The organism is Anseongella ginsenosidimutans, assembly GCF_008033235.1.
GTDB classification, from domain to species: domain Bacteria; phylum Bacteroidota; class Bacteroidia; order Sphingobacteriales; family Sphingobacteriaceae; genus Anseongella; species Anseongella ginsenosidimutans.
In genome coordinates this window covers 351,253-377,828 of the sequence record NZ_CP042432.1, presented here as the reverse complement: position 1 = coordinate 377,828, position 26,576 = coordinate 351,253, and the positions used below count along the sequence as shown (strand labels likewise).

At 52.6% G+C, this 26,576-nt stretch carries 22 protein-coding genes; 8 read left to right on the top strand and 14 right to left on the bottom strand.

All coding sequences use genetic code 11. The annotated features are described in order from the left end of the window. The first annotated feature begins 139 nt into the window (after positions 1 to 139). The 3 genes from porW (at position 140) to uvrC (ending at position 7,885) form a co-directional block, all read left to right on the top strand. A complete protein-coding gene (porW, locus tag FRZ59_RS01635) occupies positions 140 to 3,598 on the top strand; it encodes a type IX secretion system periplasmic lipoprotein PorW/SprE (protein ID WP_132127607.1) in 3,459 nt (1,152 codons plus the stop codon). Beyond that, positions 3,591 to 5,915, top strand: a complete 2,325-nt coding sequence (locus FRZ59_RS01630) for a penicillin-binding protein 1A (RefSeq protein WP_132127907.1) — start codon at positions 3,591 to 3,593, stop codon at positions 5,913 to 5,915. The genes porW and FRZ59_RS01630 overlap by 8 nt, the downstream gene beginning before the upstream one ends. A 164-nt stretch (positions 5,916 to 6,079) precedes the next feature. Beyond that, positions 6,080 to 7,885 carry an excinuclease ABC subunit UvrC gene (uvrC, locus tag FRZ59_RS01625; protein WP_192901588.1) on the top strand — a complete coding sequence of 602 codons (1,806 nt, stop codon included), beginning with the start codon at positions 6,080 to 6,082 and terminating at the stop codon, positions 7,883 to 7,885. 62 nt (positions 7,886 to 7,947) lie between these two features. Here uvrC and FRZ59_RS19665 read toward each other — a convergent pair whose 3' ends face one another. From FRZ59_RS19665 to nirB, 9 genes are all read right to left on the bottom strand, one after another. Then, entirely contained in the window at positions 7,948 to 9,417 is a 1,470-nt protein-coding gene (locus tag FRZ59_RS19665; protein ID WP_132127609.1) for a rubredoxin, read from the bottom strand. 23 nt (positions 9,418 to 9,440) lie between these two features. Continuing rightward, positions 9,441 to 12,725 carry a nitrate reductase gene (locus FRZ59_RS01615; RefSeq protein ID WP_262713144.1) on the bottom strand — a complete coding sequence of 1,095 codons (3,285 nt, stop codon included), beginning with the start codon at positions 12,723 to 12,725 and terminating at the stop codon, positions 9,441 to 9,443. Between the two features lie 14 nt (positions 12,726 to 12,739). Beyond that, positions 12,740 to 12,982, bottom strand: coding sequence for a hypothetical protein (locus tag FRZ59_RS18695; protein WP_225975136.1), 243 nt, complete (start codon positions 12,980 to 12,982; stop codon positions 12,740 to 12,742). Next, entirely contained in the window at positions 12,960 to 14,300 is a 1,341-nt protein-coding gene (locus FRZ59_RS01610) for an MFS transporter (RefSeq protein WP_192901587.1), read from the bottom strand. Before FRZ59_RS01610 ends, FRZ59_RS18695 begins: the two co-directional genes overlap by 23 nt. Before the next feature lie 88 nt (positions 14,301 to 14,388). Then, on the bottom strand, positions 14,389 to 15,045 hold the full coding sequence (locus FRZ59_RS01605) for a response regulator transcription factor (RefSeq protein WP_132127611.1): 657 nt from the start codon (positions 15,043 to 15,045) through the stop codon (positions 14,389 to 14,391). Continuing rightward, complete coding sequence (locus FRZ59_RS01600) at positions 15,042 to 15,848, bottom strand: sensor histidine kinase (protein WP_147698209.1); 807 nt, start codon at positions 15,846 to 15,848, stop codon at positions 15,042 to 15,044. Before FRZ59_RS01600 ends, FRZ59_RS01605 begins: the two co-directional genes overlap by 4 nt. A 5-nt stretch (positions 15,849 to 15,853) precedes the next feature. Further along, complete coding sequence (locus FRZ59_RS01595; RefSeq protein WP_147698208.1) at positions 15,854 to 16,867, bottom strand: type IV pili methyl-accepting chemotaxis transducer N-terminal domain-containing protein; 1,014 nt, start codon at positions 16,865 to 16,867, stop codon at positions 15,854 to 15,856. A 17-nt stretch (positions 16,868 to 16,884) separates the two neighbouring features. Next, a complete protein-coding gene (nirD, locus tag FRZ59_RS01590; protein ID WP_132127613.1) occupies positions 16,885 to 17,262 on the bottom strand; it encodes a nitrite reductase small subunit NirD in 378 nt (125 codons plus the stop codon). Positions 17,263 to 17,273: 11 nt separating this feature from the next. Continuing rightward, entirely contained in the window at positions 17,274 to 19,769 is a 2,496-nt protein-coding gene (nirB, locus tag FRZ59_RS01585) for a nitrite reductase large subunit NirB (RefSeq protein WP_132127614.1), read from the bottom strand. A 117-nt stretch (positions 19,770 to 19,886) separates the two neighbouring features. On the opposite strand from nirB, the gene FRZ59_RS01580 reads away from it, so the two are divergent. Next, entirely contained in the window at positions 19,887 to 20,540 is a 654-nt protein-coding gene (locus tag FRZ59_RS01580) for an SAM-dependent methyltransferase (RefSeq protein ID WP_132127615.1), read from the top strand. Further along, positions 20,527 to 21,282, top strand: coding sequence for a HesA/MoeB/ThiF family protein (locus tag FRZ59_RS01575; RefSeq protein ID WP_132127616.1), 756 nt, complete (start codon positions 20,527 to 20,529; stop codon positions 21,280 to 21,282). Before FRZ59_RS01580 ends, FRZ59_RS01575 begins: the two co-directional genes overlap by 14 nt. A 15-nt stretch (positions 21,283 to 21,297) precedes the next feature. Here FRZ59_RS01575 and moaA read toward each other — a convergent pair whose 3' ends face one another. After that, the gene (gene moaA, locus FRZ59_RS01570; RefSeq protein WP_132127617.1) at positions 21,298 to 22,275 is read right to left on the bottom strand and encodes a GTP 3',8-cyclase MoaA; all 978 of its coding nucleotides are present in this window, start codon (positions 22,273 to 22,275) and stop codon (positions 21,298 to 21,300) included. 2 nt (positions 22,276 to 22,277) lie between these two features. Then, entirely contained in the window at positions 22,278 to 22,685 is a 408-nt protein-coding gene (locus FRZ59_RS01565; RefSeq protein ID WP_132127618.1) for a DUF7009 family protein, read from the bottom strand. Positions 22,686 to 22,718: 33 nt separating this feature from the next. Here FRZ59_RS01565 and moaD point away from each other — a divergent pair, with 33 nt between their 5' ends. Together moaD and FRZ59_RS01555 are read left to right on the top strand one after the other, a co-directional pair. Then, positions 22,719 to 22,955: a molybdopterin converting factor subunit 1 gene (moaD, locus tag FRZ59_RS01560; protein WP_132127619.1), complete on the top strand. Its 237-nt coding sequence runs from the start codon at positions 22,719 to 22,721 to the stop codon at positions 22,953 to 22,955. 10 nt (positions 22,956 to 22,965) lie between these two features. Beyond that, positions 22,966 to 23,376 carry a molybdenum cofactor biosynthesis protein MoaE gene (locus FRZ59_RS01555; RefSeq protein WP_132127620.1) on the top strand — a complete coding sequence of 137 codons (411 nt, stop codon included), beginning with the start codon at positions 22,966 to 22,968 and terminating at the stop codon, positions 23,374 to 23,376. On the opposite strand, the gene FRZ59_RS01550 is transcribed toward FRZ59_RS01555, so the two are convergent. Both FRZ59_RS01550 and moaC read right to left on the bottom strand, forming a co-directional pair. Beyond that, positions 23,362 to 23,994 (bottom strand): NTP transferase domain-containing protein, encoded by a 633-nt coding sequence (locus FRZ59_RS01550; protein ID WP_158640488.1) that lies wholly within the window; start codon positions 23,992 to 23,994, stop codon positions 23,362 to 23,364. The genes FRZ59_RS01555 and FRZ59_RS01550 overlap by 15 nt on opposite strands. Continuing rightward, on the bottom strand, positions 23,987 to 24,484 hold the full coding sequence (gene moaC, locus FRZ59_RS01545) for a cyclic pyranopterin monophosphate synthase MoaC (protein ID WP_132127622.1): 498 nt from the start codon (positions 24,482 to 24,484) through the stop codon (positions 23,987 to 23,989). Before moaC ends, FRZ59_RS01550 begins: the two co-directional genes overlap by 8 nt. 48 nt (positions 24,485 to 24,532) lie before the next feature. Here moaC and FRZ59_RS01540 point away from each other — a divergent pair, with 48 nt between their 5' ends. Beyond that, on the top strand, positions 24,533 to 25,768 hold the full coding sequence (locus FRZ59_RS01540) for a molybdopterin molybdotransferase MoeA (protein ID WP_132127623.1): 1,236 nt from the start codon (positions 24,533 to 24,535) through the stop codon (positions 25,766 to 25,768). Here FRZ59_RS01540 and porN read toward each other — a convergent pair. Next, positions 25,754 to 26,491 carry a type IX secretion system ring subunit PorN/GldN gene (gene porN, locus FRZ59_RS01535; RefSeq protein ID WP_147698207.1) on the bottom strand — a complete coding sequence of 246 codons (738 nt, stop codon included), beginning with the start codon at positions 26,489 to 26,491 and terminating at the stop codon, positions 25,754 to 25,756. The genes FRZ59_RS01540 and porN overlap by 15 nt on opposite strands. Between the last annotated feature and the right edge of the window lie 85 nt (positions 26,492 to 26,576).

Genomic DNA, 26,576 nt, shown 5'->3' with positions numbered 1-26,576 from the left:
AAGGTTATTTTTAATTCATTGCAGCTGCTCTCCGGGAATACCTGAGCGGGAGCGGCGCGGAAAACCCGGATTTCTCCGTCCGGAAAAAAACGGTATTTTTGCAATCAATGAGTTGTATTATGAACTTAGCATTCTTGCCTTGCAACTAACTGACTTAAAGCGATTTGCTGGTATTATTCTGCCGGTGGCCCTGCTGGTGCTTGTCAGCTCCTGCCGGTCGTCCAGGACCAATGACGCCGGGTTTTTCAAGCGGGCTTACCATAATATCACCGCCCGGTACAATGGCTATTTCAATGCGAAACAGCTCTACGGGGAAACGATCAATGCCTTTGAACAGGGCTACATTGACAGTTACGACCAGCTCCTGCCTGTGATAAGGGTCCCTGGCGAAAGCCAGAGCCAGGACCTTGCGGCAAGCATGGGAAGCGTTATTTCCAAGGCGTCGGAAATGATCGACCGCCATGAAATAAGCCGCTGGACGGATGACGCTTATCTGCTGATAGGGAAGGCGAACTTTTACAGGTACGACCTTGACAATGCGCTGCTAAGCCTTCAATATGTTTACAACGAATACGAAGACAATGACATACGTCAGGAAGCGCTGGCCTGGATAGGTTTAAGCAACCTGTTAAAAGAAAGATACCAGGATGCCGAAACAGCCTTTGATATTGCCCTGAGCAATATTGACAGTTCAGCGAGCGCTGCGCCTTTTGTTTACGCAGCCGCGGCATGGTTTAATATACAGCGGGATAACCTGAATCTGGCGGTTCCCCTCTTAAAGAAAGCCGGGGAAACCGTCAGGGAAAGAGAGGCCGCCATACGGTACGCCTATATTACCGGACAGCTATATGAAAGAATGGGCCAGCCTGACAGCGCCGTTACCTATTATAGCAGGGTAATTGAATTAAAACCTGATTACGAGATCATTTTCAATACCCGGCTGAGTATCGCCCGCCTGTACAACGTGACTGCCCCCGGCGGGGAGGGGATTGAACAGGAGCTGTGGGAAATGATGGAGGATGAAAAGAACAAGGATTATATCGACCAGCTATATTATGTGCTGGGCACCATTGCTGAAAAAAAAGGCAATATTCCCGAAGCGATCAACTATTACACCCTTTCCGCCCGCACCTCCACGCTAAATAAGAATCAAAAAGGGGTTGCCTACCTGGGAATCGCGGAGATCTGGTTCAGGGCAGGGGATTATGACAAGGCGAGGCAGTATTATGACAGTACCATGACCTCCCTTTCGGCAAATTATCCCGGTTATGACCAGGTATTATATAAATCCGGAAAGCTGAAAGCACTTTCTGAAAATACCCGGATCATTCAGCGGGAAGACAGCCTGCAGCGGCTTGCCCTTATTCCCGCAGGAGAGCGGATGAAAATAGTGGACCGCCTGGTAAAAGAACTGCTCGCAAAAAAGGCCGAAGAGCAAAAGCTGGCCACGCAGGCGCTGAGCAGCGGGTTTTCCCGGGGCCAGGGCAGCAGCCTGGTTGGCAGGGTTGGGGCTGGCAGCTGGTATTTCTATAATACGACCGCGCTCAGCCAGGGATACAGTGAGTTCCTGAGGCGCTGGTCTAACCGTCCGAATGAGAGTAACTGGCGGCGAAGCAATAAACAATCGCTGGCCGGCGTCGAGCCGGACGTCAGCGTATCACCGGGAGAACAGGAACGCGCAGCGGCCAATGATCCGGAAGCCCTCCGGGAAGCCTTGCTTGCGGGAATACCTTTTGAACCGGATCAGCTGGATTCTTCCAATTACCGGATAATATCGGCTTATTATGAAATGGCCGGAATTTATGAGAACGACCTTCTTTCACCCGCTGAGGCTATTCGCTATTATGAAGAACTGATGGAGCGTTATCCCGGTAATAAGCACTCCCCATCCGTTTATTACAGTTTATATAAATTATACCAGGGGATTGATCCTGCAAAATCCGAAACCTATAAAAATATTGTCCTGACAGAATACCCGGAATCGGATTATGCGCTGGTGATCAATAACCCCGGCTCGGTCCTGGCCCGCGCGGAGCAAACAGACAGCAGGCTGGGCCCGTTTTACGAAGAAACCTACCGCTTATTCCAGGAAGGGCAATATGCAGAAGTAATCTCACGCTGCCAGGCGCCGGAAGTAAGCCGTACCACACCCACCCTGGCCGCTAAGTTCGCTTTGCTTCATGCACTGGCAGTCGGGCGTACGGACAGCATTCCGCAATTTACCGCCAGCCTGGAACGTGTTTCCACCTCTTTTTCCGAAGAAGAACCCGGCCGGCGGGCGCGTGCATGGCTCACCTATGTGCAAACTCATCCGGATGAATTTTCGGGAAGAATGCCTGCATTACTGGAAGGCGGAAGCTGGCTCACTGACTTCGACGCGATCCAGCGGCGGATGGCTGAAAGGGCGCGCCGGGAAGCGGCTGCTCTTGCAAGGGCCAGGGAAGAAGCCGAACGCAATAGTTATTTTAAGATACCCGGCCCTTCCGAACCTTTTGTGGTGGTAATTGCCGTCAACGATCCCTCGCTCAACCTCAACAGTACCCGTTTCGGCCTCGGCCAGCTGAACCGCCGCCTTTATGAAGGAAAGAATTACCAGCACCAGGTAAAAACGGTCAATAATGAGACCCAGCTTCTGTCGGTAGGTTCTTTTGCGGATATGCAGGCTGCCCGGGACTATTATGAAACACTATTGCAGCACCGCGGCGCCCTTATTAAGGCGCCGGAAGAAAAAACATCCGTATTCTACCTGACGGCGAGTAATTTCGAGCGCCTGGTAAATGCGGGAACGGTCAGAGATTACCGGTACTATTTCCGCGTAAACTTCCTGTCCGGCAAGGCCGGAAGACAGGCTGCCGCGGAAACCCGCACATTGCCGGAAGAAAGCACCGCGCCGGGAGCGGATTCTCTGGCGGCTGAAGAAGCCGGGCTGCCGGAAGCAAGCAGCTTGCCGGGCGCGGATTCCCTGGCAGCCGCTCCCCCGGTAACATCTGCTGCTGAGGAAGCTGGTCTGCCGGAAGAGGGTAGCTTGCCGGAAGCTGACAAAGAGCCTGGGACTGATTCCCTGGCGGCATCCCCGTCCGGCGCCGTTCCGTCAGAAGAAGCCGTTCCTGCCGGGAACGCTCCTGAAGAAACGCCGGCTGAGGCTGTTAAAGAGGCGCTGGCGGAAGCTGCTGAGGAAACGCCTGCTGAAACCCCTGCCGCAGGGGCGGTCAGCAGCCGGTTCAGCCCGGAAGCGGAAGATGCAAAATACCTGCTGGTTGTCGCGGTGAACGATGCGGAGATGAACCTGAACAGTACCCGTTTAGGTATCGGGCTTTTCAACCGGGGATATTATAACCGGATGGATTACAAGCATAATTCCAAGAAGGTGAACAATGAGACGCAGCTCATCTCCGTGACTATTTTCAGCAGCCGGCAAGAAGCGGAAGCCTATTACCAGGCCTTTATGAACAGGAGGGAACAGATCGTGAAGGCGCCCGATGCGAAGACCGATATTTTCCTGATCACCAGGGACAATTTTCTGTTGCTTGACTCGCAACAGATCGTAAATGAATACGTTAACTATTTCAATAATAATTACCGGAGAGCGGATGAGTAAGAACAGGAAGAACAAACAACAATTGAGCCCGGAAGAAGTCGGCCGTTTTACAAGGACTTTCTGGAAGGTCATTTTTGGCTGCGTGGCCTTCGTGTTTTTGTTACTGATGGCGGTGGGGCTTGGAGTATTTGGAAAACTGCCCTCTCTGGCTTCCCTTGAAAACCCCGACAATAATTACGCGGCGGAAGTACTTTCTTCCGACGGCACCATCCTGGGAACCTTTTACGACGAGAACCGGTCCTACGTAAATTATGACCAGATCTCGCCCAATTTAATAAAGGCCCTGGTTTCCACGGAAGACGAACGGTTTTACCAGCATTCGGGAATAGACTTTAAACGGACCGTGGCCAGCGCCATTTTTACCCTCTTCGGTGATAAACAGGGAGGGAGTACAATCTCCCAGCAGCTGGCCCTTAACCTGTACGGTTCGGGAAGAGCGGACAACTTTATGGTGAGGGTGATGCAGAAACTGCGGGAATGGGTTACGGCGGTAAGGCTTGAACGGCGTTATACCAAGCAGGAGATCATTACCATGTACCTGAATACGGTTGATTTCGGAAATAATTCCTATGGCATTAAGATGGCTGCGCGTTCCTATTTTGATACCACGCCGGATAAACTTACCGTAAACCAGTCCGCGCTGCTGGTAGGCCTTCTGAAAGGGACTTCCAGGTTTTCTCCCCTGAATAATGAAGAAAGAGCGAAGGCACGGCGGAACACGGTCTTAGGACTTATGCGAAAGCACGGCGAAATATCAGCCGAGCAGTACGCGGCCTTTACAAAGGAACCGATTGTGCTTGACCTGCAGCCAACCCAGCATGACCGCGGCCTGGCGCCTTACTTCAGGGAATTCCTGCGGCTGGAAGTGACCCGGCTTATTAATGATGGGGAAGTAAAACGAAAAGAGAACGGTGAAGAGTACGATGTGTACCGCGACGGTTTAAAGATCCATACCACGATCAACACCCGTATGCAGCGCTACGCCGAAGAAGCGGTGAGAGAGCATCTTACCGGCCTCCAGGCCGATTTTAAACGGCACTGGAAGGGAAGGATTCCCTGGAAGGGCTTGTCTTCGGGGCCTAACCCGGTTTTCGACGATAAGGCAATTACCATCAATACGGCCATCAAACGTTCTGAAAGATACCGGAAAATGCTGCTGAATGATTTACCGGAAGATTCCATCAAGGCCGGGTTTACTCGTCCGGTCCGGATGAAGGTGTTTTCCTGGGATTCCCCGGACTATTCCAAAGATACGGTCATGAGCCCGCTCGATTCCATCATTTATTATAAATGGTTCCTCCGCTCCGCTTTCATGGCGCTTGACCCCCAAACCGGGCATATAAAGGCCTGGGTGGGTGGCCCGGATTACCGGTATTTTAAGTTTGATATGGTAAAGCTGGGAAAAAGGCAGGTAGGTTCCACCTTTAAACCCATTGTTTATACCGAAGCGATTGAAGATTTTGGCTATAAGCCCTGTTTCCCGGTGCCGAACATCCCGGTGGAATTCCCCGATTTCCTCGTGGACGGCAAGCCCTACAAGCCGCAAAACTCCGATTACTCGTTCGGGGGCGTATATACGCTGCGGGAGGGCCTGGCGAAATCGCTGAACGTGGTCACGATGTACCTGATCAAGCATATCGGGCCGGCCAGCGTCGTAGACCGGGCGGAAAAGATGGGAATCTCGGCCGACATGGAACCTTATCCCTCCATTGGGTTGGGCGTTTTCGAGACCACCCTCTACGATATGGTAAGCGCATTCAGCGCTTTCGCCAACAGGGGGATGCGAAAACCGCCTGTTTTCATTACGCATATTGAAGACCGCAACGGCAATATCATTTATAATAAGATCAATGTGCCTATTGAGGCCATGAGCGAACAAACGGCTTATACCATGCTGCATATGCTCAAAGGAACTTCCGAGGTCAGCGGCGGCACGGCCATGCGCCTCAGAGGAACCTACGGTTTTACCAATCCGATCGCGGCAAAAACCGGTACTACCCAGAATAATGTGGACGGCTGGTTCCTTGGGGCGGTGCCTAACCTGGTGGCGGGTGTCTGGACAGGAGGAGATGATCAAACCGTTCATTTCCGCGATACCCGGCTGGGGCAGGGCGCTAATATGGCGCTTCCCGTATGGGGAAGGTTCATGCAAAAAGTCTATAAGGATACGACGCTTGAAGTATCGAAAGAAGATTTCCCGCTTCCGTCCGATTCCAGCATTAACCTGAACTTTGATTGTTCTGCCTACCACGTACCGGAAACTGCCGATTCCACGTTTGTGCCGGAGGAGCTGCCGGAGAACCGGCTGGATTTTTAAAGATGACGCCGATAGGGCGCCGGTCCCGGTACATTAAAGTCCGGCGCCAATATATCGGAAGTGCGGGAGGCAAACGATGTATTCGCAATGCGAAATCCGCAAACGCGGGAGCGGAGCAGTCCAAAACCAGATCCTAAGCCCTTGGGGCAAATTTTCAGATAATAATGTCTTTCGAACCGAAAAAGGCTGTACAGAAATTACCCCGTAAGCCGGGCGTGTATCAATTTTTTGATGAGGAAGGAATCGTCATTTACGTGGGGAAAGCCAAGAACCTCCGTAACCGGGTTAGCTCCTATTTCAAAAGCGACCGTTCTTATGAGAGTTCCAAGACCCGGGTACTGGCCGGGAAGATCAGAGATATTAAATTCACCCTGGTGGATACGGAGATTGACGCCTGGCTGCTGGAAAATAACCTGATCAAGAAATTCAAGCCGCGCTATAATGTGCTGCTGAAGGATGATAAGACCTATCCTTCGCTGGTCATCCGTAATGAACCGTTTCCCCGGATATTCGGAACACGCAATATTATTCCGGACGGATCCAAATATTTCGGACCTTATGCCTCGGTCACGATGATGCGGACGATGATGGATATGATCAAAAGCTTGTATCCCCTGCGTACCTGCAATCTGCCGCTCACCCGGGAAAATATCGAGGCCGGCAAGTTCAAAATATGCCTAGAGTACCAGATCGGCAATTGCAAGGGGCCTTGTGAAGGGCTTCAGGCAGAGGAGGACTATGCCCAGAATATCGAAGAGATCCGGGAGATACTCCGGGGAAACACAGGGGGCGTTCTGAACAAGCTCCGGGAAAGGATAAAGGAAGCGTCTGCAAGCCTTGATTTTGAACAGGCCCACCGCCTGAAGGAGAAGCTGGATATCCTGCAGAACTACCAGAGCAAATCAGCAGTGGTTAGCGCTGTGATTCATAATGTCGATGTCTTTTCTATCGCCTCAGATGAAAAATACGCCTTTGTCAACTACCTGAAAGTAGCGCGGGGCATGGTCGTGCAAACCCAGACTATTGAACTGAAGAAAAAACTTGGAGAAAGCGATGCGGAGCTGCTGAGCCTGGCCATCGGCGAATTCCGGAACCGTTTTGAAAGCGATGCCAGGGAGATCGTCGTGCCTTTTGAGCTGGAAGTCGAAGACCCTTCGGTGAAATTCACGGTACCCCGCGCAGGGGATAAGAAGAAGCTTTTGGAGCTGTCGGTTAAAAATGTGCTTTTTTTCAGGAAATCCCGCCTGGAACAGTACGAAAAGCTGAACCCCGGGGTAAAGACAGAACGCATTCTGTCCCAGATGAAAACCGACCTCCGCCTGACGGCGCTGCCCCGGCATATCGAATGCTTTGATAACTCGAATTTCCAGGGAAAATACCCCGTTTCGGCGATGGTAGTGTTCCGGGAGGCAAAGCCGGCTAAAAAGGATTACCGGCATTTCAATATTAAGACCGTGGAAGGGCCGGATGATTTCGCCAGCATGAAGGAAGTGGTGCATCGCCGGTACCGCAGATTGCTGGAGGAAGGCAGCAGCCTGCCGGACCTGGTGGTGATCGACGGAGGTAAAGGGCAGCTTTCCGCCGCCCAGTCAGCCCTGAAGCTGCTGGGGATCCAGAAGGAGATTCCCATTATTGGTATTGCCAAGCGCCTGGAAGAGATCTACTATCCCGGTGATTCCCTGCCTTTATATATTGACAAGCGATCGGAAACCCTGAAAGTGCTTCAGCAAATGCGCGATGAAGCCCACCGCTTCGGCATTACCTTTCACCGCAAAAAAAGAGATAAGGGAACGCTGAAAACGGAACTGGAAATGATCAGCGGGATTGGCCCCAGGGCCACGGAGAAGCTGCTGCGCCATTTTCGCTCCGTAAAGAAAATTAAAGAAGCCAGCCTGGAGGAACTGAAAGAAGTAGTACCAGCAAAGCAGGCCGCGAAATTAATCGACTGGATCCGTGAGGGCGGCAATTAACGCGGTAATAGTATCAAGGTAACTCTCAGGTCCCTGGCCCGGTTACAGCGCTTGAAAAAGCGCTAAAAACTCCTGACCGGCTTGAAATGCTCCTTTCCGCTGTCGCAGACATGGCAGCGGTAGTGGTCGGGAAGTTTTTCGAAAGGCATTCCTGCGGCAATTCCGGCAGCCGGATCCCCGATTTTTTTATCATAGATTGTCAGGCAGTTGCTGCATTGATAGCAAAGGTCCGCGGGATCGGCAGGCGGTTCCTCCCTGCTGTCGCTTTGGCCCGCCGGCAGGTCTTTTTCAGGATTCAGCTGCCTGAAGTATATTTTGCTTAGTTCTATCAGCAAGGCCGGCAATACCTCTTTGACCACTCCCCGGGCATAGGTATAATATTCGGGCAGGTGGGGATTGAAGTCTTTCGCATAACGGATCGTATAATGGCTGTCCGGGCCGGCGACGACCTCCTGGTCCTTTTCAATGACAATACTGGTAAAAAGTAATAGTTCGCCTTCCGTTTTAATCGTGAACGTCAGCCCGTGGGTGCTGATATCCTGCTGGTCCAGCTCTCTTACCAGGAAGCGTTTGAGGTCCAGGGCTTCCTGGTCCAGGACCGGCAGATGCCAGTTGAGTTCCAGGGAAGAATGCCGCATATTGATCCCGAACTTTCCCATCAGCTTTTCCCAGCGAAGCTGGTCGGACGGTTTTATTCCTTTGATAATAAAGGACTTCCAAGGTGTGATGCTGATGGTTCCGATATTGGTCTCCTGGCAAAGCCGGCAAGCAGCCCGCAGGAAGTCAATGTCAAACTTATTGTTCCGCCAGTATAAACCCAGCCACAACAGATTATTGCTGAGGGCATTCAGGCCTTCGTAATAGGGGAAGAGGTTGGGTGGGAGCTTTAGTTTTTCTTCCGGTTTCAGGCTGTTTACCCGCATGGTATTCTGAACTTCCAGGAAAAGGTCGTCTATTGTCAGCTCCGGCGTCTGCAACAGCTTTTTCTCAATGAATTTCGCTACTTTGGCAATATCCTGGCTGAAAATCAGCTTAGGCCAGGTCTCCGGAATATTGCCGCTGTGATGGTTGCGGATGCAGAGATACCAGTAATTTTCCTGCCGGGAGGCAATAAAGTTCAAATGGCCGGTAAAAAGCGGCACCATGCTCTGCAGCGGATCCACGATATTGATCTTCAGCCTGGGAAGGTAATCGAAGTTTTCGATGACATAATGGTAGGTGTCTTCCTTTACCCATTGCGTGCTTGCAGTAATATTTACCGCCACATAGCTGCTTGCAATATTCTGGAAAGCCTCCCGGAAGCCCCATTCGTAATCAATCCCTGTATCGCGGAAAAGATCTGCGGCTTCGGCCGAGGACCTTCCGTTAAGAGGAAATAAAATATCCTGCCTTGACCCGAACATCACGAAATCGTTCCCCAGCGTCTCCGATATTTCCATGATGCGCAGCAGATCGCCGGGAGAAAGGATCCCTCCCCGGACGAATACCCTGATAAGGTCGTTTTTTGCTGCTTTTGTGGCCTCGATGTCCATTTTCCTGATTGTGCCGGGCTAATTTAAGTCAAAACGCCGGAAGCTGTGCAATCCGCGAGTATTTCCTTTACTTCCGGCTTGCAGCTTCCGCAGCCCAATCCCGCTCCGGACACGCGGCAAAGCTCGGCAAAGTTCTCGCATCCGCCGGAAATGAGTTCTTCCAGGTTTCCCCTGCCCACGTTATTGCAGGAGCAAACCAGTTTTCCCTTCACCGGCGCCGCAGCCTTCCCGGAACGAAGCAATTCTTTCCGCTTTTCCGAAAGTTCCAGCTTGCTTTCAATCAGCGATTTAAATTCTGCAAATTCGGATTTGTCCCCCATCAGGATAGCCCCTTCCAGGCGGTCGTCCTTAATAATACATTTTTTGTAGTAGCGCTGTGATTTGTCAATGAAGAGGATTTCCTCGTAGCCTTCCCCTCCGGAGGGAATTTCCGGGATACCCAGGGAACAGAGGTCGAAATCAGAGAATTTAAGAATGTTCATAGAAAGGGTTCCTTCGTAATAACTCAGCAGGTCTCCGTTCAGGTAGCGCGCGGCAATATCGGCTTGTTGTTCGGCGGCCGCGGTGATCCCGTTCAGCTTCCCCCGGTGTTCGGCAATCTCGCCCATGGCAAGAATATCGGGATCGCTGGTTTGCAGGTAGTCGTTCACCATGATTCCCCGGCCGGTTTCTAATCCGCAGGCAGTAGCCAGTTCCATGTTAGGCCGGGTCCCGATAGCAAAGACAATGGCATCGCAGGCAAGCTTGCGCCCGCTCTTCAGCCTGGCTGTGAGCAAGCCTCCAGGCCCTCCGCTGTCCGGAGCCCCGCCGGCCACGGGTTCAATGGACTGTACCTGGTCATGGGTAAATACCCTGATCCATTTTTCTTCCACGAAATCCTGCAGCATCCCGCTGGCCAGAGAATCCAGCTGTCGTTCCATCAGCCGCCCGCTTAACTGGACAATACTTACCTGAATGCCGGTTTCACGGAGCGAAGCCGCCAGTTCCAGGCCAAGCAGGCCCCCGCCTACGATCAGTACATGCGCATCCTTGTGCAGCCGGGTTTTCAGCTGGTCGGCATTTTCCCGGCTGCGCATGCTGAATACGCCAGGCAAATGCAGCGGAACGTCCCTGGGGACAAAAGCGCTGCTCCCGGTGGCCAGGACCAGTTTATCATAAGAATGTGTTTCTCCAAGCTGGTCGGTGACGGTCTTTCTTTCCCGGTTAATGGAAACCACCTTGTTTTCCGTATAAAGCTGCACGTCCAGTTTCTCAAATTCCCCTTTTTTGAATTTCAGGAGATTTTCCCAGGCTAAGTGATCGCTGACGTATTCGGGAAGCAGCACCCGGTTGTAAAAAGGATATTTCTCCCTGGAGAATACAAAAATTTCATCTTCCCGGTTCAGTTCCCGGTAGGTATTGATAAACCGGTAGGCGGCGGCGCCGGCCCCGACTACGATGAGCCTTTCCCGCGGTTTTACGTATTTCTTCACCTGCACTGCGGAAAACTTATAGTCCGGTTCCTTGGAAACCGGGTCGGTGAGGCTGCTGGTGAGGTTATTGGTCCGGCTAAAGTTTTGACCGAGCAGCTTTCCCCAATGCATGGGCATGAACACCACGCCTTTCCGGATGGCGGCGGTAAGCACGGCCCGCGTTCTTACCTGCCCCCGGGTGTTTTCCACGACTACCACGTCGCCTTCCCGGATATCCCTGGCAGCGGCATCATCCGGATGGATCTCCGCAAAAGGTTTGGAAATATGTTGTTTCAGCTTGTTTACCTTCCCGGTTTTCGTCATGGTATGCCACTGGTCCCGAATGCGGCCGGTGGTCAGGATCAGCGGAAGCGAGGGGCTCGTCTGTTCCGAAAGGTTCAGGGGCTGAACAGGTTGGAAACGGGCTTTCCCGCTCTCCGTAAAGAACCGGGCGTTTTCAAAGAGGCGTGAGGTGCCTGTGTGCTGCGGATGGGGAACAGGCCACTGCATGCTCCCTTCTTCCTGAAGCCTTTTATAACTCAGCCCGCTGATGTCGATGTTCGTATGGCGGGTGAGTGCGGCGTGTTCGGCAAAAACTTCGGCCATGTTCTTTTGGCCAAAACCTTTGAATCCCATGGCCCGGGCAAAGCGCAGCAGGATCTCCGCGTCAGGCAGGGCTTCCCCCGGGGGCGCTGTTACCTTGCTGAGATAAGTGATCCTGCGTTCTGAATTGGTCATGGTTCCTTCCTTTTCAAAATGACCGGCTGCCGGAAGTACCAGGTCAGCGTAGGGAATCGCCTGGTTTTGCCCCGAGATATCCTGGACCACCACGAAACGGGCTTTTTTCAGCGCGGCTTCTACCTGGTTGGCATTGGGCAGGCTCACCAGGGGATTGGTACACATGATCCATACCGCTTTTACTTCCCCGCTTTCCAGGGCCTCGAATAATTTCGTGGCCGCCAGGCCGGGGCGTTCAGGTACCGCGGGGACCTTCCAGAAGGCCGCTACTTCCTGCCGGTGCAGGGGATTGTCCAGCCGGCGATGTGCCGGAAGCAGGGTGGCCATGCCCCCGACTTCCCGCCCGCCCATCGCGTTGGGCTGCCCTGTCAGGGAGAGCGGGCCGGAGCCCGCTCTCCCTATTTTTCCTGTAAGGAGATGGAGGCTGATAAGAGCGAGGTTTTTATTTACCCCGATCACACTTTGGTTCAGCCCCATTGCCCACATACTGATGAAACCGGCGGCATTGCCGATCCAGGAAGCGGCCAGGCGGATATCAGATTCCTCGATCCCGCAGGTGCTTGCTGCCTCGGATACCGTATATTCAAAAACAGGGCGCCGGTATTGTTCGAAATTTTCACAATGCTGTGTGATAAAGTCAATATCAATGTTTCCTTCTTCGATCAGTACCCGCGCAATGGCATGGTACAGGTACACATCGGTTCCGGGAATGAGCTGAAGGTGAAGGTCGGCCTGGGAACAGGTTTGGGTTTTCCGGGGGTCTACGACGATCAGCCGGACCTCCGGATGCTGCTGGCGATGGTTCTCTAATCTTCGGAAAAGGATCGGATGACACCAGGCCGGGTTGGCACCGGCTACCAGGAAGCAATCCGCTTTCTCAAGGTCTTCATAGGCCACCGGAACGGTATCTTCTCCCAGGGTTTGCGTGTACGCGGCTACCGCCGAACTCATGCATAACCTGGAATTGGTGTCTATGTTATTCGTACCGATGAAGCCCTTTACCAGCTTGTTTGCCAGGTAATATTCTTCGGTAAGGCATTGGCCGGAGAGGTAAAAGCCCACCGAATCCGGCCCGTATTTCCCGGTAAGGCTTTTAAAAACCGCTGCCGCCCTTTTCATGGCGGTGTCCCAGCTTACCCTGGCCAGGGGTGGCCTTTGCTCCAGCGCATCTGGGGGAACAACAGGCGGTCGCTCTGATCCTGCATCGCATAATGCAGGTTCATCCCCTTGGAACAAAGCATCCCGCGGTTAACGGGGTGGTCCTTGTCGCCTTCCACCCGGAGCCGGCCCTGCCTGTCCTGCTCAACAAGTATTCCACAGCCTACGCCGCAATAGGAACAAGTGGATTTATAATTAACCGGTTTTGCTTTCATCATCTTGAAAAGTGGATTTGATCGTGTAATCCGGAAGCTGGCTGATCACGGGCTGGAGTTGGATACCGGTAGAAAAGCGCACAGCAAGCGCCGAAAAAGAAAGGAGGCATACGCAGGCTCCCATAATGAGCAATGCCGTGGGAAAGGACAGCTGTTCGCTTTTGAACAGGAAACCGGCGGCAACAGCCCCGGCGTTACCGCCTGCCCCCACAATCCCGGAAACGGACCCCGTTGCCTTCTTATTAATAAAAGGCACCACGGCAAAGGTGGCGCCCTCTGCCATTTGCACAAAGAGGCTGAACAATACCATCCCGGCTACAGCCAGGGGAAGCAGGCTGATCCTGGAGAAAAGCATAAGACTGATCCCTTCGGCCAGTAATACGGCAAACATAAAATAAACCCTTCCCTGCAAGCCGTATTGCATACCGAAGCGGTCCCCCAGCAGTCCTCCCAGCGAACGCGCAAAGAGATTCATTAGCCCGAAAAGCCCGGCGATCAGCCCCGCTGTTTTCATATCCAGGTAAAAATAGTCCATGAAATAAAGGGCAGCCACGTTGTTCATTGTCAGTTCTACGCCGAAGCATGCGCCATAAATCAGGAATAAGGCCCATACCCGTGGGTCCCTGAGCGCGATAAGAAATGCCTTGTTTCGTTCCCTCTTTTCCTGCCGGGATATATCTTTTTGCAGCTCCCTCATATTTCCCGCTGGTGTGTCGCGTGTGCTGCGGTAATAGACAATGCCCATGATAAAAAGCGCCAGGCCCGGCACCACCATGGTCCATCGCCAGGCGCTGCTTCCGGTAAGCCCGAGCGCCAGCAGCCCCGTGTATAAAAGCGGCATGACCATTTGCGCTACGCCTCCTCCAAGGTTTCCCCAGCCAGCCGTGGTGGCATTGGCGGCGCCTATGACGTTTGGAGCGAACATCGCTGAAGTATGAAACTGGGTAATGACAAAGGCGGCGCCGATAGCGCCGATGGCCAGGCGGAATAGCAGCAGCGTTTCGTAACTATCACTCAATCCAATGAGCATCACCGGGAATGAACCCCCGATCAATAGAATCGTATAGGTCAGCCGGGGGCCAATCCTGTCACACAGCCAGCCCATGAGCAGGCGGGCGAAAACGGTAGCTGCTACCGAAGCGATAAGCATATTGCCCACCTGATTCCTGTCCAGGTTAAGCTCTTCCCTGATCACCGGCATCAGGGGCGCAATCCCGAACCAGGCGAAAAAGCACAGGAAAAAGGCCATCCAGGTAAGGTGAAACGTACGCATATGGGGCGCACTAAAGCTAAAGAGACGGAGCTTGCTGCTTTTATACATGCCTTCGGTTTTACGTACGCAATTATACGTAAAATGGAAGGAAACTACGAAGAATTATTTGAAAAAAATACGTAAATATACGTAGTTCTTAGACGAGTTGTTCTTTTACTACTTTATTTACCATGTCTACGGCATTGTTGACGCCAAGCTTTTTCATAATGTTGAAGCGATGAGTTTCCACGGTGCGTACGCTTTTTCCAAGCGACTCTGCAATCTGCTTGTTTTGATTGCCGTTGATGACCAGGCGAAGGATCTCTTTCTCGCGCCGTGTTAGCCCATAAGGGTCTTCTTTTGGTTCCTCTGCCCGGGCGGTTCCCGGTGTTCTCAGTAATTGGTTGGCCAGGATATTGGATACGGCTCCGCTAAAGTATTTATTCCCTGCATGAACCTGTTTCAGGGCCTTGATGAACTCGTTCCGGTCAATATCCTTGAGAAGGTATCCCCATGCGCCGGCCTTCAGCGATTGCAGGACATAGTCTTCAGAATCGTGCATGGAAAGAATCAGGACTTTGGTCCCGGGAGCGTAATCCGGAAGCAGTCCGCAAGCCTCCAAACCGGTCATCAGGGGCATTCTGATGTCCATCACGAGCAGGGCAGGATGAAATTCGCGGGATTTTTCAAGCGCCTGCAGCCCGTTTTCGGCTTCAGCAACCACCGCTATCTCTTCGTCAGATTCCAGCATGGCTTTTATGCCCTTTCGCACCAGGGTATGATCGTCGGCAAGGATTACCGTAATCTTACTCATAAATCAGCTATTTCTTCAAATTTGCCTAAAGGTACGAAAAGCCGGACAATAGTCCCCTTTCCCGGTTCAGTCGCTATTTGCAGTTTGCCGTTGATGTATTCGGTCCGTTCGAACATGTTAAAAAAGCCGTGTCCTGATTCGATGCGGTATTTTTCGGTTTCCAGCAATTTTTTGTCAAAGCCGTGACCCTGGTCTTCTACCGTGATGGTCAATTGGTTTTCATCATGCGAAAGGCTGACAAGAATATGTTTGGACCCGGAATATTTAATGGCATTATTTACCGCTTCCTGGACAATGCGGAAGATGTTGTTTTCCACTTTTGACGGCATTCTTTGCCCAAAGCCGGTCAGGTTCCTGAACTCCAGCTCTGCTTCGGTAAGTTTGTTTACTTCCTGCATGAAGTTTTTCAGGCCGGCGCTGAGCCCGTAGTCGCTTAGTACGGGAGGTTTCAGATTAAAGGTTACCCGGCGCACTTCCCGGATGATCTCTTTTAGAAGATTATTGATCTCTTTCTGTTTTTCCCTGGCTGCCGCCGGATCGGAGGCGTCCAGGGATTCGATCTGGTATTTCAGGGAAGTGATCAGCTGGCCGATGCCGTCATGAATGTTCATGGCAATGCGTTTTCGTTCTTCTTCCTGTCCTTCCAGGATAAGAACCGAACGAAATTTTTGCTCATTAATGCGGCGTTCTATGGCCGCCCGGTCTTTTTTCTGCATTCCCTGTTCGGCCAGCCGCTGGCGCGTCAGGTCCGAGCCAAGGATCAGCATTTCATGCACCGTTCCGGTTTCATCGAAAATGGGCACGATGCTTATTCGAAGCCATTTCCCTGCCCCGCTGCTTCTTCCAGGTGTATTTCATCCTGCCAGGTTTTTCCTTCGCTAACGGTGTCTATGAGTTCATCCATGAAGTCGCCGGGTTGTTTTTCAAGTCCGAGCAGGCCGGCAACGGAGAAGTTTCCAGCCTGTTTTTTCCGGCCTGTAAGACGGCTGAAGGTTTCGCTTACGTAAGTGATATTTCCTCCCCGGTCCGCTTTGGCATAAAGCTTTGGGTTGTCCACGGGAACATTAATATGCGAGATTTTTTCATAGGACCGCTCGAGCGAAGAATAAAGCGCGCCAATCTCCTTGGCCATTTTCCGGGCGTTTTTTTCAGAAGCCATTGATTTGCCAAGGGTCTTGTTTACTTCCCTTGCGCTGGGCAGGAAAACAAAAACGGTTTCCAGGAAAATGAGCAGGAGGGAAACGCCCAGGAGAATAAAAACGGCCCTTTTTAGCCTTTTCACTTTTTGCCGGGCTTCCAGGTCGTATTGCTGAACGATCTGGTCCATGCCCTCAAGAAATGCGGCTTCCTGCTCCTGTATCAGCCGAATGGGCGATGCAAGGGAATCATATGGCGCTGCACTATCCTGCCGGAGTTGCCTGAGCAGGTCCAGCCCGCCTTGCAGCATGAGCCGGTAATGCTGGCCGTTCGCCCGGTAAAGTTCCGCAAGGCGGGGGCTGGCTTCGCGCGGGGCTCCCAGGCTGTCATCGTGTCCTGTGAGTTTTTCCCGGGAGTCCCGGAAGTCTTCCACGGCCGTTGCCAGCTCATCCAGCACCCGGGTGCGTTCCGCGTTTCCCGGGCGGTTTTCAAGCAATGCGGCATTTTTCGCGATCTGCTGACACAACATCCGCTGCCGTCCGGCGATATTAACCCTTCCGGAATCATTAAGCTGGCTGCTGAGGTACTGTTGTATCAGCACGAGGCCTGCGATGATCATCAGGGCAATCGTACCCAGGGCAAGAAGATACCAGGTCCCTAACCGGGCAAAACGGCTTGTCTTCACAAATGCGAATATAAGCTTTAGCTGCCAAACCCGATGTACACATGCCCTTCTTCCACTTTTACCGGGAAAGTAGCAATGGCACAGTCGTCTCCGCTCAGGCACTCGCCGGAACGCAGGGAAAAGGCTTTTTTGTGGAAGGGGCAGGCTACCTTAGGCTCTTCGCCCTGCGAGCCGATCATTCCCCTTGCGAGGATCATCTGCTTTTTATGAGGGCAAAGGTTCTGGCAGGCGTACCATTCGTTTCTCCGGGAAAAGTTAAATACCGCGATCTGGAGATCCTTGTATTTGATACAGGCGCCGCCGTTCTCCGGAAAATGTTCCGCGGGAGCCGCCCGGAACCAGGTCCGGACTTCGGAAATGTCGCGGGGGGTGTGTTCTTTCAGTAAGATCTGCATATTTTTCGTTTTTATTTTTCCCAGTCCAGGGGCACTTTCTGTCCCCGCATTTCAGTGAATTGCATGGCAGGGTCCGTTTCCCCGCTGTTCAGAAAATGCCGGAAGCCGGCCTGCAGGGCGGGGCTGTCCACCACTTTTTTCCATTCGCAATGATAGCTGTCGATCAATTCCTGTATTTCTTTTTCCAGCTGGGCGCCGATTCCCAGCGAATCATTGACAATGACGTCCTTCAGGTAATCGATACCGCCTTCCAGCTTGTTCAGCCAGGCAGCAGTACGGGTAAGCGGGTCGGCGGTTTTAATGTAAAACATCAGGAAACGGTCAATGTAGCGGATGCAGCTTTCTTTGCCGGCGTCGGTAACCAGCAGTTTTGCATGCTGCGGGCGGGATCCGCCGTTGCCGCATACGTACAGGTTCCAACCTTTTTCCGTGGCGATAATGCCGAAATCCTTTGACTGCGCCTCGGCGCATTCGCGGATGCAGCCCGAAACGGCGCTTTTTAGTTTATGCGGGGCGCGGATTCCCTTATAGCGTTGTTCAATTTCGACGGCAAAGCTGACGGAGTCCTGTACGCCATAGCGGCACCAGGTGGAGCCCACGCAGCTTTTTACCGTGCGCAGGGCTTTCCCGTAGGCATGTCCGCTCTCAAAGCCGGCATCGGTAAGTTCTTTCCAGATGGCCGGCAGCTGTTCCAGGCTGGCGCCGAAGAGGTCAATCCGCTGCCCTCCGGTGATCTTGGTATACAGCCCGTATTTTTCAGCGACGCTGGCAATCACCATCAGCTGGCGGGGCGTGATCTCACCTGCCGGGATGCGGGGAACCACCGAATAGGAGCCGCCTTTCTGTATATTCGCGAGGAAACGGTCATTGGTATCCTGGATAGTGCTGTGTTCGGGAACCGGTACGTTCCAGGCGCTGGAAAGGAGGGAGGCCACAACCGGCTTGCATATTTCGCAGCCATCGCCTTTTCCGCAGGCATCCAGCAACTGGTCATAGCTCCGGAAGCTGTTCACGCGGATCAGGTCCAGCAATTCCTGGCGGGAATAATCAAAATGCTCGCAAACAACCTTCTTCACCGTTTTGCCCTGTGCTTCCAGGAGGTATTTAAGCAAGTCGGCTACCATGGGCGTGCATCCCCCGCAGCCCGTGCAGGCGCCGGTAGCCTTTTTTACTTCATCAAGCGTGGACAGGCCCTGCTCCTCAATAGCGGAACAAATTGCTTCCTTTGAAATATTCTCGCAGGAGCAGATCTGCGCTGTCCCCGGGAGCGATTCGACACCGGCTCCGCCTTCATTTTCCTTTCCGCGGGCGCCGAGGATCAGTTCGGAAGGGTCGGCCGGTAAGGGCAGCCCGTTCTGGGTAATCTGCAGGAGCATATTATAAGAGGTAGTATCCCCCACAAGGATGCCTCCGCAAAGTTGTTTTCCATCGGCGGAAATATTGATCCTTTTATAGATCCCTTTTGATTTATCTTCATAGATGATCGGAACGGCAGGAACCTGCTCCCCGGAAGGATCGCCGAAACTGCCAACGTCCACTCCTATGAGCTTAAGCTTTGCAGACATATCGAAGCCGGAAAAAGTCCTGCTTTCCTGTCCGGCAAGGGAGGCGGCAACGCATTCGGCCATCTCATAGCCCGGGGCTACCAGGCCGTATATCATATTATTGTGAAGCGCGGCCTCGCCGATTGTGTAAATATCGGGATCGTTGGTGAGCAGCTGGTCGTTAACAATGATTCCCCCGCGCCCGCCGGTGGCAAGACCCGAATTCCGGGCCAGCTCATCACGAGGGCGGATGCCGGCGGAGATGACGAGCATGGCCGCCTCAAGAAAGGAGCCGTCTGCGAACTTCAGGCCTCTCAGCGCCTGGTCCCCGGCAAGTTCCACCGTATTTTTATTGGTATGTATCGTAATGGAAAGCGCTTCCAGCCGCTGCCGGAGCAGTTCCGCGCCCCGCTCATCCAGCTGACGAGGCATTAGCCTGGGAGCAAATTCAACGACCTCAGTTTGCAGGCCCATGTCCAGCATGGCTTTCGCCGCTTCCAGTCCCAGCAGCCCGCCGCCCATTACCGCTGCCTTGTGGACTTTTTTACCATAGGCCAGGATGGCGTTCAGGTCTTCAATAGTACGGTAAACAAATACGCCTTGTTTGTCAATGCCTTTTATCCGGGGCACAAAGGCGGAAGAGCCGGTGGCAAGGACCAGCTTATCATATTGCGCGATGTTTCCTTTATGGGTGGTAACTGTTTTTCTGCCACGGTCAATGGCGGTCACCAGCTCGCCGGTCACCAGCTTTACCTGGTTTTCTGCGTACCAGGCCGCCGGGGCCAGCAGAAGATCCTTTGCACTTTTGCCATTGAAATACTCGCTGAGGTGAACCCTGTCGTAGGCGGGCCGGGGTTCTTCTCCATAAACGGTAATACTGATCTGGTCGGCGCCGGCTTTCTTACGTAATTTTTCGCAAAACTTATAGCCGACCATGCCGTTCCCTATGACAACTACTTTCATGATTACGTATTATTTTTCTGTGTCCGCAAGCAAAACTACGTATATATTTTAGATTTTGAAGATCTTTTAAAGAAATATTACGTAAAAATACGTAAATATTACGGATATTTGTCCCCGATGAAGGCGATATTTATCCATATGACGGCCGGAGCTGCCGATCTGCTGCCCTTGAAGGCGGTAAATGCACTCCTGAATGCCGATATGTTAATCGGGGAGGCGGTTCTGACAGAAGTATTAAAAGAATTTGTGCCTCACAACTGCATAATTGCGGAGGATCTGCGGGAGGCGACCGGGTTTTTTTCATTTTCCGGTATGAAAAGCTCCGTACAGCTTGTACGTATCTCTCCCGGGGATGCAATTTCCACGGAAGGCCTCTTAAAGGAAGTGGAATTTTTTGAGATGGCGGGGTATGAGACGGAAATTATTCCCGGTGTAAGCCGTATACAGGCTCAGGCAGCTATGAGGCGTTTCCCTCTCACGCGCCGGGGGCTAAGTCACAGTTTTTGGGTGGCGGACATAAAGGAAATGCATTCTCCCTCCCGGTTATTTCGCGATACCGCGCTGGCGGCTGCTTCTACTGCCACGCTGGTACTGCGTAATACCGGCATGTATAAAGAACGGCTGCTGGAAATCATCGGCCAGGTGCGAAAAGGAGAAGATGCCCTCACCATAATGGAGGATGATCTGATAATCATGACGAGAAAAGAGCAAAACGGCACGCAGTCGCTTTCCGCCACGCAAAATATACCGGAATCCTATGGGACGATATGAAAGACAAATGCAGTTAACCGGTTTTGGCCGGGAAAAACAGGAGGCCCTTAGCCAGGCCAGGGTATTGGTAGTTGGCGCCGGCGGGCTCAGTATGCCGGTATTGCAGTACCTTACTGCGATGGGGGTGGGGACCCTTGGTATTATCGAGAATGACCGTGTGGCGCTTTCCAATCTGCACCGGCAGGTGCTTTACGAGACGCGTGATGCGGGAAAGCCAAAGCTGTACGCGGCCATCGCAAAGCTGTCGGCGCAAAATCCCGATGTTGAACTTGTTCCGCACGCCGCTTTTCTCCGGGTCGAAAATGCCCTGGAGATCATCGGTAGTTATGACCTGGTGATTGACGGCTGTGATAACATAGGCACACGATATCTTGTCAATGACGCCTGCGTGATGTTGGGAAAACCTTTCATTTATGGCGCCGTCTTCCAGTATGAGGGGCAGCTGAGCGTTTGTAATTTCAGGGGTAGCGCAACTTACCGTTGCCTCTTTCCCCAGGTTCCCGGGAATGCCGCGGTTCCCGGTTGCAATGAAACCGGCGTGCTGGGCATACTACCGGGCATTATCGGTTCCTACCAGGCGGCGGAAGCCCTGAAGGTGATCTGTGGCATTGGAAGCCCGCTTGCCAATCAGCTCCTTTGCATTGATATGCTCACCGGCGGGCAACTGCAGATTCGCTGCCGTCCTGATCCTGCTAATCTGCAGATCAGGGAGCTGGCTGCATCTTACTGGCAATACTTTTAGTATCCTGATACGGCCCTAGCCCCCGATGGCCGACATATTCTCCAGTAAGGCATTCTGCCGGTTTCCCGCGGCTTCCCAACCGTTCAAATGCCTGTTGCCAAGGGCGGCATTTATTCTTTCCAGCAGCGCACTATCGCTGGCTCCGCTTCGCATCAGGTCCCTGACATTTAAGACATCGTCTCCGTACAGGCAAGTCTTTATCGCACCCGTGGAAGTGATCCGGAGGCGGTTGCAGGTGCCGCAAAACGTACGGCTGTAGGCGGGAATTATTCCAATACTGCCTACATGGCCCTTTACCTTGTAATTGGTGGCGGTGGCTCCGGGAAGCCGGGGCCTTTCTTCCAACTCCGCGCAGGAGGACAGCTCCGCAAGGATACGCCGGTGGTCCCAGGAAGAATGCCTGCCCGGATCGCTTTTCCCGTTAAACGGCATTTCTTCAATTAACCGCACGTCCACCGGGTACAAAGCCGTTAACAGCGCGAAATCGCGGAGTTCATCCGTGTTTATCCCCGCCATTACGACGGTATTGATCCGGAGCCTCATTTTAAGGTGAAGGCATTTTTCGAAAGCTTTCCAGACCAGGTGGAACGTATCGCTCCCGGTGATTTCCCGGAAGCGCTTTTTTTGCAGGGTATCCATGCTGAGATTAATGTCCCTGATGCCCAGTCCTGCCAGCGTCTCCAGGTAGGGAAGGGCAAGGATGCCGTTGCTGGTAAGGCTAAGCGTTTCTATGCCCTTTATTTTTAAAAGACGTTCCAGCAGCAGGGGGAGCCCGCGGCGGGAAAAGGGTTCTCCCCCGGTGATACGGACTTTGTTAATACCTTCCGGGGCAAGGACCGCGGCCAGGCGGATTATTTCTTCATCGCTGAGCAATTCTTTCCTGTTCCGGAACCGGATGGTAGCAGGCATGCAGTAGCTGCACCGGAGATTGCAGCGATCGGTGACCGATAACCTCAGGTAGCTAATGCTGCGGTGGTGGTTATCGATAAGCATGTTTAGCAGATGATTTTCCCTTCCATGGGATGTTCAAAGCCCCTGGCGTCTTCTTCGCCCCGCGGGACGAGGCACCGAAAGTCTTTTTCTATGGTGATCCTAAGTATAGAACCGTCGGGGTTAGGGATCGCTAGCTGAATCCCTTCTGCGGGACCAGTTAATATGGAAAGAAGTTCAGTCGCGTTTATCCCTATTTCTACATAAAATGGAGCTGAAGAAACGTAGTTTGGTTTTTCCTGACATGATTTGATTGAAAATTTCCACAAATTGTCCATTATCTGTGTTTTTTCTTCACAACATCCGCAAGTTTTCAGGTTTTCTATGTCCGAAATGTCCAATCTGTATCTTATTGTGTTATTTTTTATGCGTATTTTCATTATTTTTGTAATGATTGATACAAATATATGCATATATTATACTAATATCTTGTTAAATTTATATAAATGACAAAATTGCTTGTGTTTGGTGCGGCTTCCGAGGTAATGGGCGCACGGAATATTTCCCTGCCGCCGGAAATTGATTCGGTGAAAAAACTACGCGTTTTCCTTCAACAGCATTATCCCGGCCTGAAACGCCTGAATTCCCTTATGGTAGCGGTGAACCGCGAATATGCGGAAGATGCCTGCCCGATTTCCGGCAGCGATGAAGTGGCCTTAATACCCCCGGTAAGCGGGGGATAATAATCGTAAAATGCTTGTCCGTATCGCTTCTGAAATAAGCCTTGAAGAGGCCTTGGTTCACATCCGTTCTCCTTTAGCAGGTGGTGAAAATATATTCGTGGGAAGGGTACGCAATCACTCCGGGGGCAGGGGAGTTAGAAAACTGCAGTTTGAATGTTATGATGCAATGGCGCTTACCGAAATGGAAAAAATTGCTTCGGGAGCTATCAGGGACTACGAAGTCCATGACATTGCCATTCTCCATGTGACGGGAGAAAAATTTCCCGGCGAAGCGGTGGTCATTATCGCCGTTTCAGCGGCTCACAGGGATGCCGCCTTCGCAGCCTGCCGGTTTTGTATTGACAGGCTAAAACAACAGGTGCCTATCTGGAAAAAGGAATTCTTCGAAGACGGGGAGATATGGGTTTCAGCTTTTCCCTGAAAGCTTTTCTGCCAGCTCTTTTTCCGCCAGCAGGCGCTCCCCGGGCGTATTGGCATTAAACAGTTCTGCCGGGTTTGAACAGCTGATCAATGCGGATGTTAATTGCTGCAGCGTTTTTCGCGGACAGCAGCGGCCCTCCCCGGCATTTTCTTCCAGAACCTGCAAGCCGGAAGGTTCCCAGATGGCCAGCAAGGGCTCGGGCCATTCTTTCTCGGGGTTCAGTATAGCGGTAGCTTGAAGCGACGGATCCCGGCCCTTAACCAGGGCCTGGATGCTTTCAGCGGTAACAAGAGGCAGGTCGCAGGCTACCACCAGCCAGCCTGTAGCGGGAAAGCGCCGGTGGGCGGCCAGCATCCCGGCCGCAGGCCCTGCCATGCCGGAGTTGTCATCGTCAAACAACAGGCCCGCGGTTCCCGCGAATTGCGAAGCTTGTTCTTTCCGGCAGGATACCCAGGTTTCGCTTACAAAGGGCTCCAGCAAGGCCTGAACATATTGCCAGTGGGGAAGGCGCCGGTATTCCAGCAGGCTTTTGTCTGTTTGCATCCGCCGGCTCTGCCCTCCGCAAAGGATCAGGCCATTTAGTCCGCGAGGCAGCGGCTTATGATGGTTGTCAACCATTATTTTCCTTTTTATAATCGCTCTGTCCCCCGGTTTTTTCCAGCAGCTGAAGCGGTCCGATAATAATTTCCTGCGAAACAGCTTTGCACATATCATAAACGGTAAGCGCGGCAATGCCTGCACCGGTCAGGGCTTCCATTTCCACCCCGGTTTTACCGGTGGTGCCTACTGTGCATCGGATCACGACCGTTCCCCCTTCTTCCAGGCGGAAATCCAGGGAACATTTTTCGATCAGGATGGTATGGCAGAGCGGTATCAGGTCGGCCGTCTTTTTCACCCCCATGATGCCCGCAATGCGCGCAGTTTCAAATACCGCTCCTTTTGGGGTATAAAGTTCGTTGTCTTTTAAGGCCTGCTCCAGGGCCGGCGGAAGCCGGACCGTACATTCGGCCACAGCTGTCCGCCTGGAAGGTTGTTTTCCGTCAATAGCCACCATGGAAGCTTCCTTCTGATTTCCAAGGTGCGTAAAGGTTTTTTTGCGTGCTACCATATTTCCTGTAAAGATAGGGATACTTATCTTTACGGGAAATATGGCGGAATGATCGCAGTAAATGAAGCCTTTGATCGTGTGATGAATACTTCCCCTGACTTTGGGAAGGAAGTTGTTCCGCTGCAGGAAAGCGCAGGCCGGGTGCTTCGCCAACAGGTGCTTGCCGACAGGGACCTGCCGCCGTTTAACAGGGTTTGCATGGACGGAATTGCCATTGATTCCCGTTCATTCCTGCAGGGAAAGCGAAAGTTTTACCGGCAGGGCTTTCTTGGAGCCGGCGAAGCTCCGCCCGGGCAGGCAACGGGCCCGGATGCCTGTATGGAAGTAATGACGGGATCGGTACTCCCTCCCGGTACTGATGCAGTAATACCTTATGAGCAATTGGAAGCGCTTTCCGAAGAGGATGGTACCTGGTACCAGCTGAAGGCGTCCATATTTCCGGAAGCCGGCCAGCATATCCATTCGCAAGGTTCGGATGCTGCGAAGGGAAGCGTACTGCTTGAAGAAGGCGTTCGGATTACGTCACCGGTTATTGCTGTCCTGGCTTCCGCGGGCGTTTCTATGGTAAAAGTAAGCCGCATGCCCCGGGTGAGCATCGTTTGCAGCGGAGATGAGCTGGTACCTGTATCGGAAGAGCCGCTGCCTGAGCAGATCAGGCAATCCAACGGTTATGCGATCAGCGCCCTTTTGCGGAGTTACGGGGTTTCCTGCCGTATCCATTATGTGCGGGATCATCCCGGTCAGATAGGGGCCTTGCTAAGGGAGCTGAAAGAAGGCCCGGATGATTGCCTTATTTCCACGGGCGGCGTTTCTGCGGGCAGGAAGGACTTGATTCCCGGTTTGCTGAAGGAAACGAAGGGCAGCGTGCTGTTTCATAAAGTGGCCCAGCGGCCGGGAAAGCCCCTGCTATTTGGCTGTTGGGAAAACGGTAAAGTGTTCTTCGGTTTGCCGGGAAACCCGGTATCCTGCATGGCGGCCTGTTGCCGTTATGTGATCCCCTGGATCCTGGAGGGCCTGAAAGGAAAACAGGCGGCATCATTGCATGCCAGGTTAAGTGAACCGGTAAATTTTTCGCCTAAACTTACCTGTTTTCTTCCCGTCCGGCTTGTTTGCGATGACGGGGGGATGTTGAGGGCTTATCCTTTAAGAGGCCAGGGTTCCGGAGACCTGGTCAGTATGCAGCTGGCGGAAGGATTTATCGAATTGCCTGCGGAAAAAGAACTATTCAGCGAAGGGGAAGCTTACCGGGTATGGCCGCTTGACGGGAGTTTAATACTCCCATAGATCATGTTCGTAATTGAAGATCTCTTCCTTTATGCGCCGGGATTCATACATTTCGTCTTTACCCTGTGCATAGGCCTTGATGGGCAGGCCTTCTGAATTTGCTTCCTTGATCACATAGCTGGCAAACAGCCGCTGAATGAACCAATCGTCAAAGGACAGGTTGGTTGCCTGGTTATAGGGATTGAATACTTCTACGCTGGCAAGCACGGGCCTCGCTTCGGGGTAATACACCCAGAACATCGGTACATAAACGGTGTCGCCGGTAGGAAGGGGCTGGGCGTACAACGGCGCGAGCCCGATAATACGCGGTTCCATGACTGACCGCTGCTTGTCAAATATCCAGTCTTCCTTGATCCGGAACTTTTGCACGGTTCCGGGATCAAACGTATTTTGAATGATCGTATCACGCAGAATATTCGGGTCATTCAGGTCCGGCACCTGGATCGTGTCATACCCGCCGCCCATCCCGGCCATGATCCTGTCGGGAGGCAATACCTGCCGGAACTCGTCGCCCGGATCGTCTGCCGATACCGGGTTGGGATCGTAGGCGGTCAGTTCGCCCGCCTTTACGGCATTCATGAGAACGGTGAACAAATTAGCGGTCGGATGAATGATCACTTCATTCATTTTTTCGCGAACGTCAATTTCCTGCCATACCCTTTTTTCCCACATTACATCCGCTTCACGCATATAAGGATAGGGAATAGGCTGCGCACTCACCATATTTTCTTCTTCATAGGCTTTATCCCGGGGCTGCTGCGTCTGCCCCAAAACCTGCCCCCCATTCCCAGAAGAGCTCCGATAAAAA

Coding starts and splice junctions, on each gene's coding strand:
- FRZ59_RS01580 (WP_132127615.1), top strand. CDS start 19,887: ATGAAGGCGATATTTATCCATATGACGGCCGGAGCTGCCGATCTGCTG.
- FRZ59_RS01630 (WP_132127907.1), top strand. CDS start 3,591: ATGAGTAAGAACAGGAAGAACAAACAACAATTGAGCCCGGAAGAAGTC.
- nirB (WP_132127614.1), bottom strand. CDS start 19,769: ATGAAAGTAGTTGTCATAGGGAACGGCATGGTCGGCTATAAGTTTTGC.
- porN (WP_147698207.1), bottom strand. CDS start 26,491: ATGGTGAGTGCGCAGCCTATTCCCTATCCTTATATGCGTGAAGCGGAT.
- FRZ59_RS01540 (WP_132127623.1), top strand. CDS start 24,533: ATGATCGCAGTAAATGAAGCCTTTGATCGTGTGATGAATACTTCCCCT.
- FRZ59_RS18695 (WP_225975136.1), bottom strand. CDS start 12,982: ATGATGAAAGCAAAACCGGTTAATTATAAATCCACTTGTTCCTATTGC.
- moaC (WP_132127622.1), bottom strand. CDS start 24,484: ATGGTAGCACGCAAAAAAACCTTTACGCACCTTGGAAATCAGAAGGAA.
- FRZ59_RS01550 (WP_158640488.1), bottom strand. CDS start 23,994: ATGGTTGACAACCATCATAAGCCGCTGCCTCGCGGACTAAATGGCCTG.
- FRZ59_RS01565 (WP_132127618.1), bottom strand. CDS start 22,685: ATGCATATATTTGTATCAATCATTACAAAAATAATGAAAATACGCATA.
- FRZ59_RS19665 (WP_132127609.1), bottom strand. CDS start 9,417: ATGGACATCGAGGCCACAAAAGCAGCAAAAAACGACCTTATCAGGGTA.
- moaD (WP_132127619.1), top strand. CDS start 22,719: ATGACAAAATTGCTTGTGTTTGGTGCGGCTTCCGAGGTAATGGGCGCA.
- uvrC (WP_192901588.1), top strand. CDS start 6,080: ATGTCTTTCGAACCGAAAAAGGCTGTACAGAAATTACCCCGTAAGCCG.
- FRZ59_RS01575 (WP_132127616.1), top strand. CDS start 20,527: ATGGGACGATATGAAAGACAAATGCAGTTAACCGGTTTTGGCCGGGAA.
- nirD (WP_132127613.1), bottom strand. CDS start 17,262: ATGCAGATCTTACTGAAAGAACACACCCCCCGCGACATTTCCGAAGTC.
- moaA (WP_132127617.1), bottom strand. CDS start 22,275: ATGCTTATCGATAACCACCACCGCAGCATTAGCTACCTGAGGTTATCG.
- FRZ59_RS01605 (WP_132127611.1), bottom strand. CDS start 15,045: ATGAGTAAGATTACGGTAATCCTTGCCGACGATCATACCCTGGTGCGA.
- FRZ59_RS01615 (WP_262713144.1), bottom strand. CDS start 12,725: ATGAAAAGGGCGGCAGCGGTTTTTAAAAGCCTTACCGGGAAATACGGG.
- FRZ59_RS01555 (WP_132127620.1), top strand. CDS start 22,966: ATGCTTGTCCGTATCGCTTCTGAAATAAGCCTTGAAGAGGCCTTGGTT.
- FRZ59_RS01610 (WP_192901587.1), bottom strand. CDS start 14,300: ATGTATAAAAGCAGCAAGCTCCGTCTCTTTAGCTTTAGTGCGCCCCAT.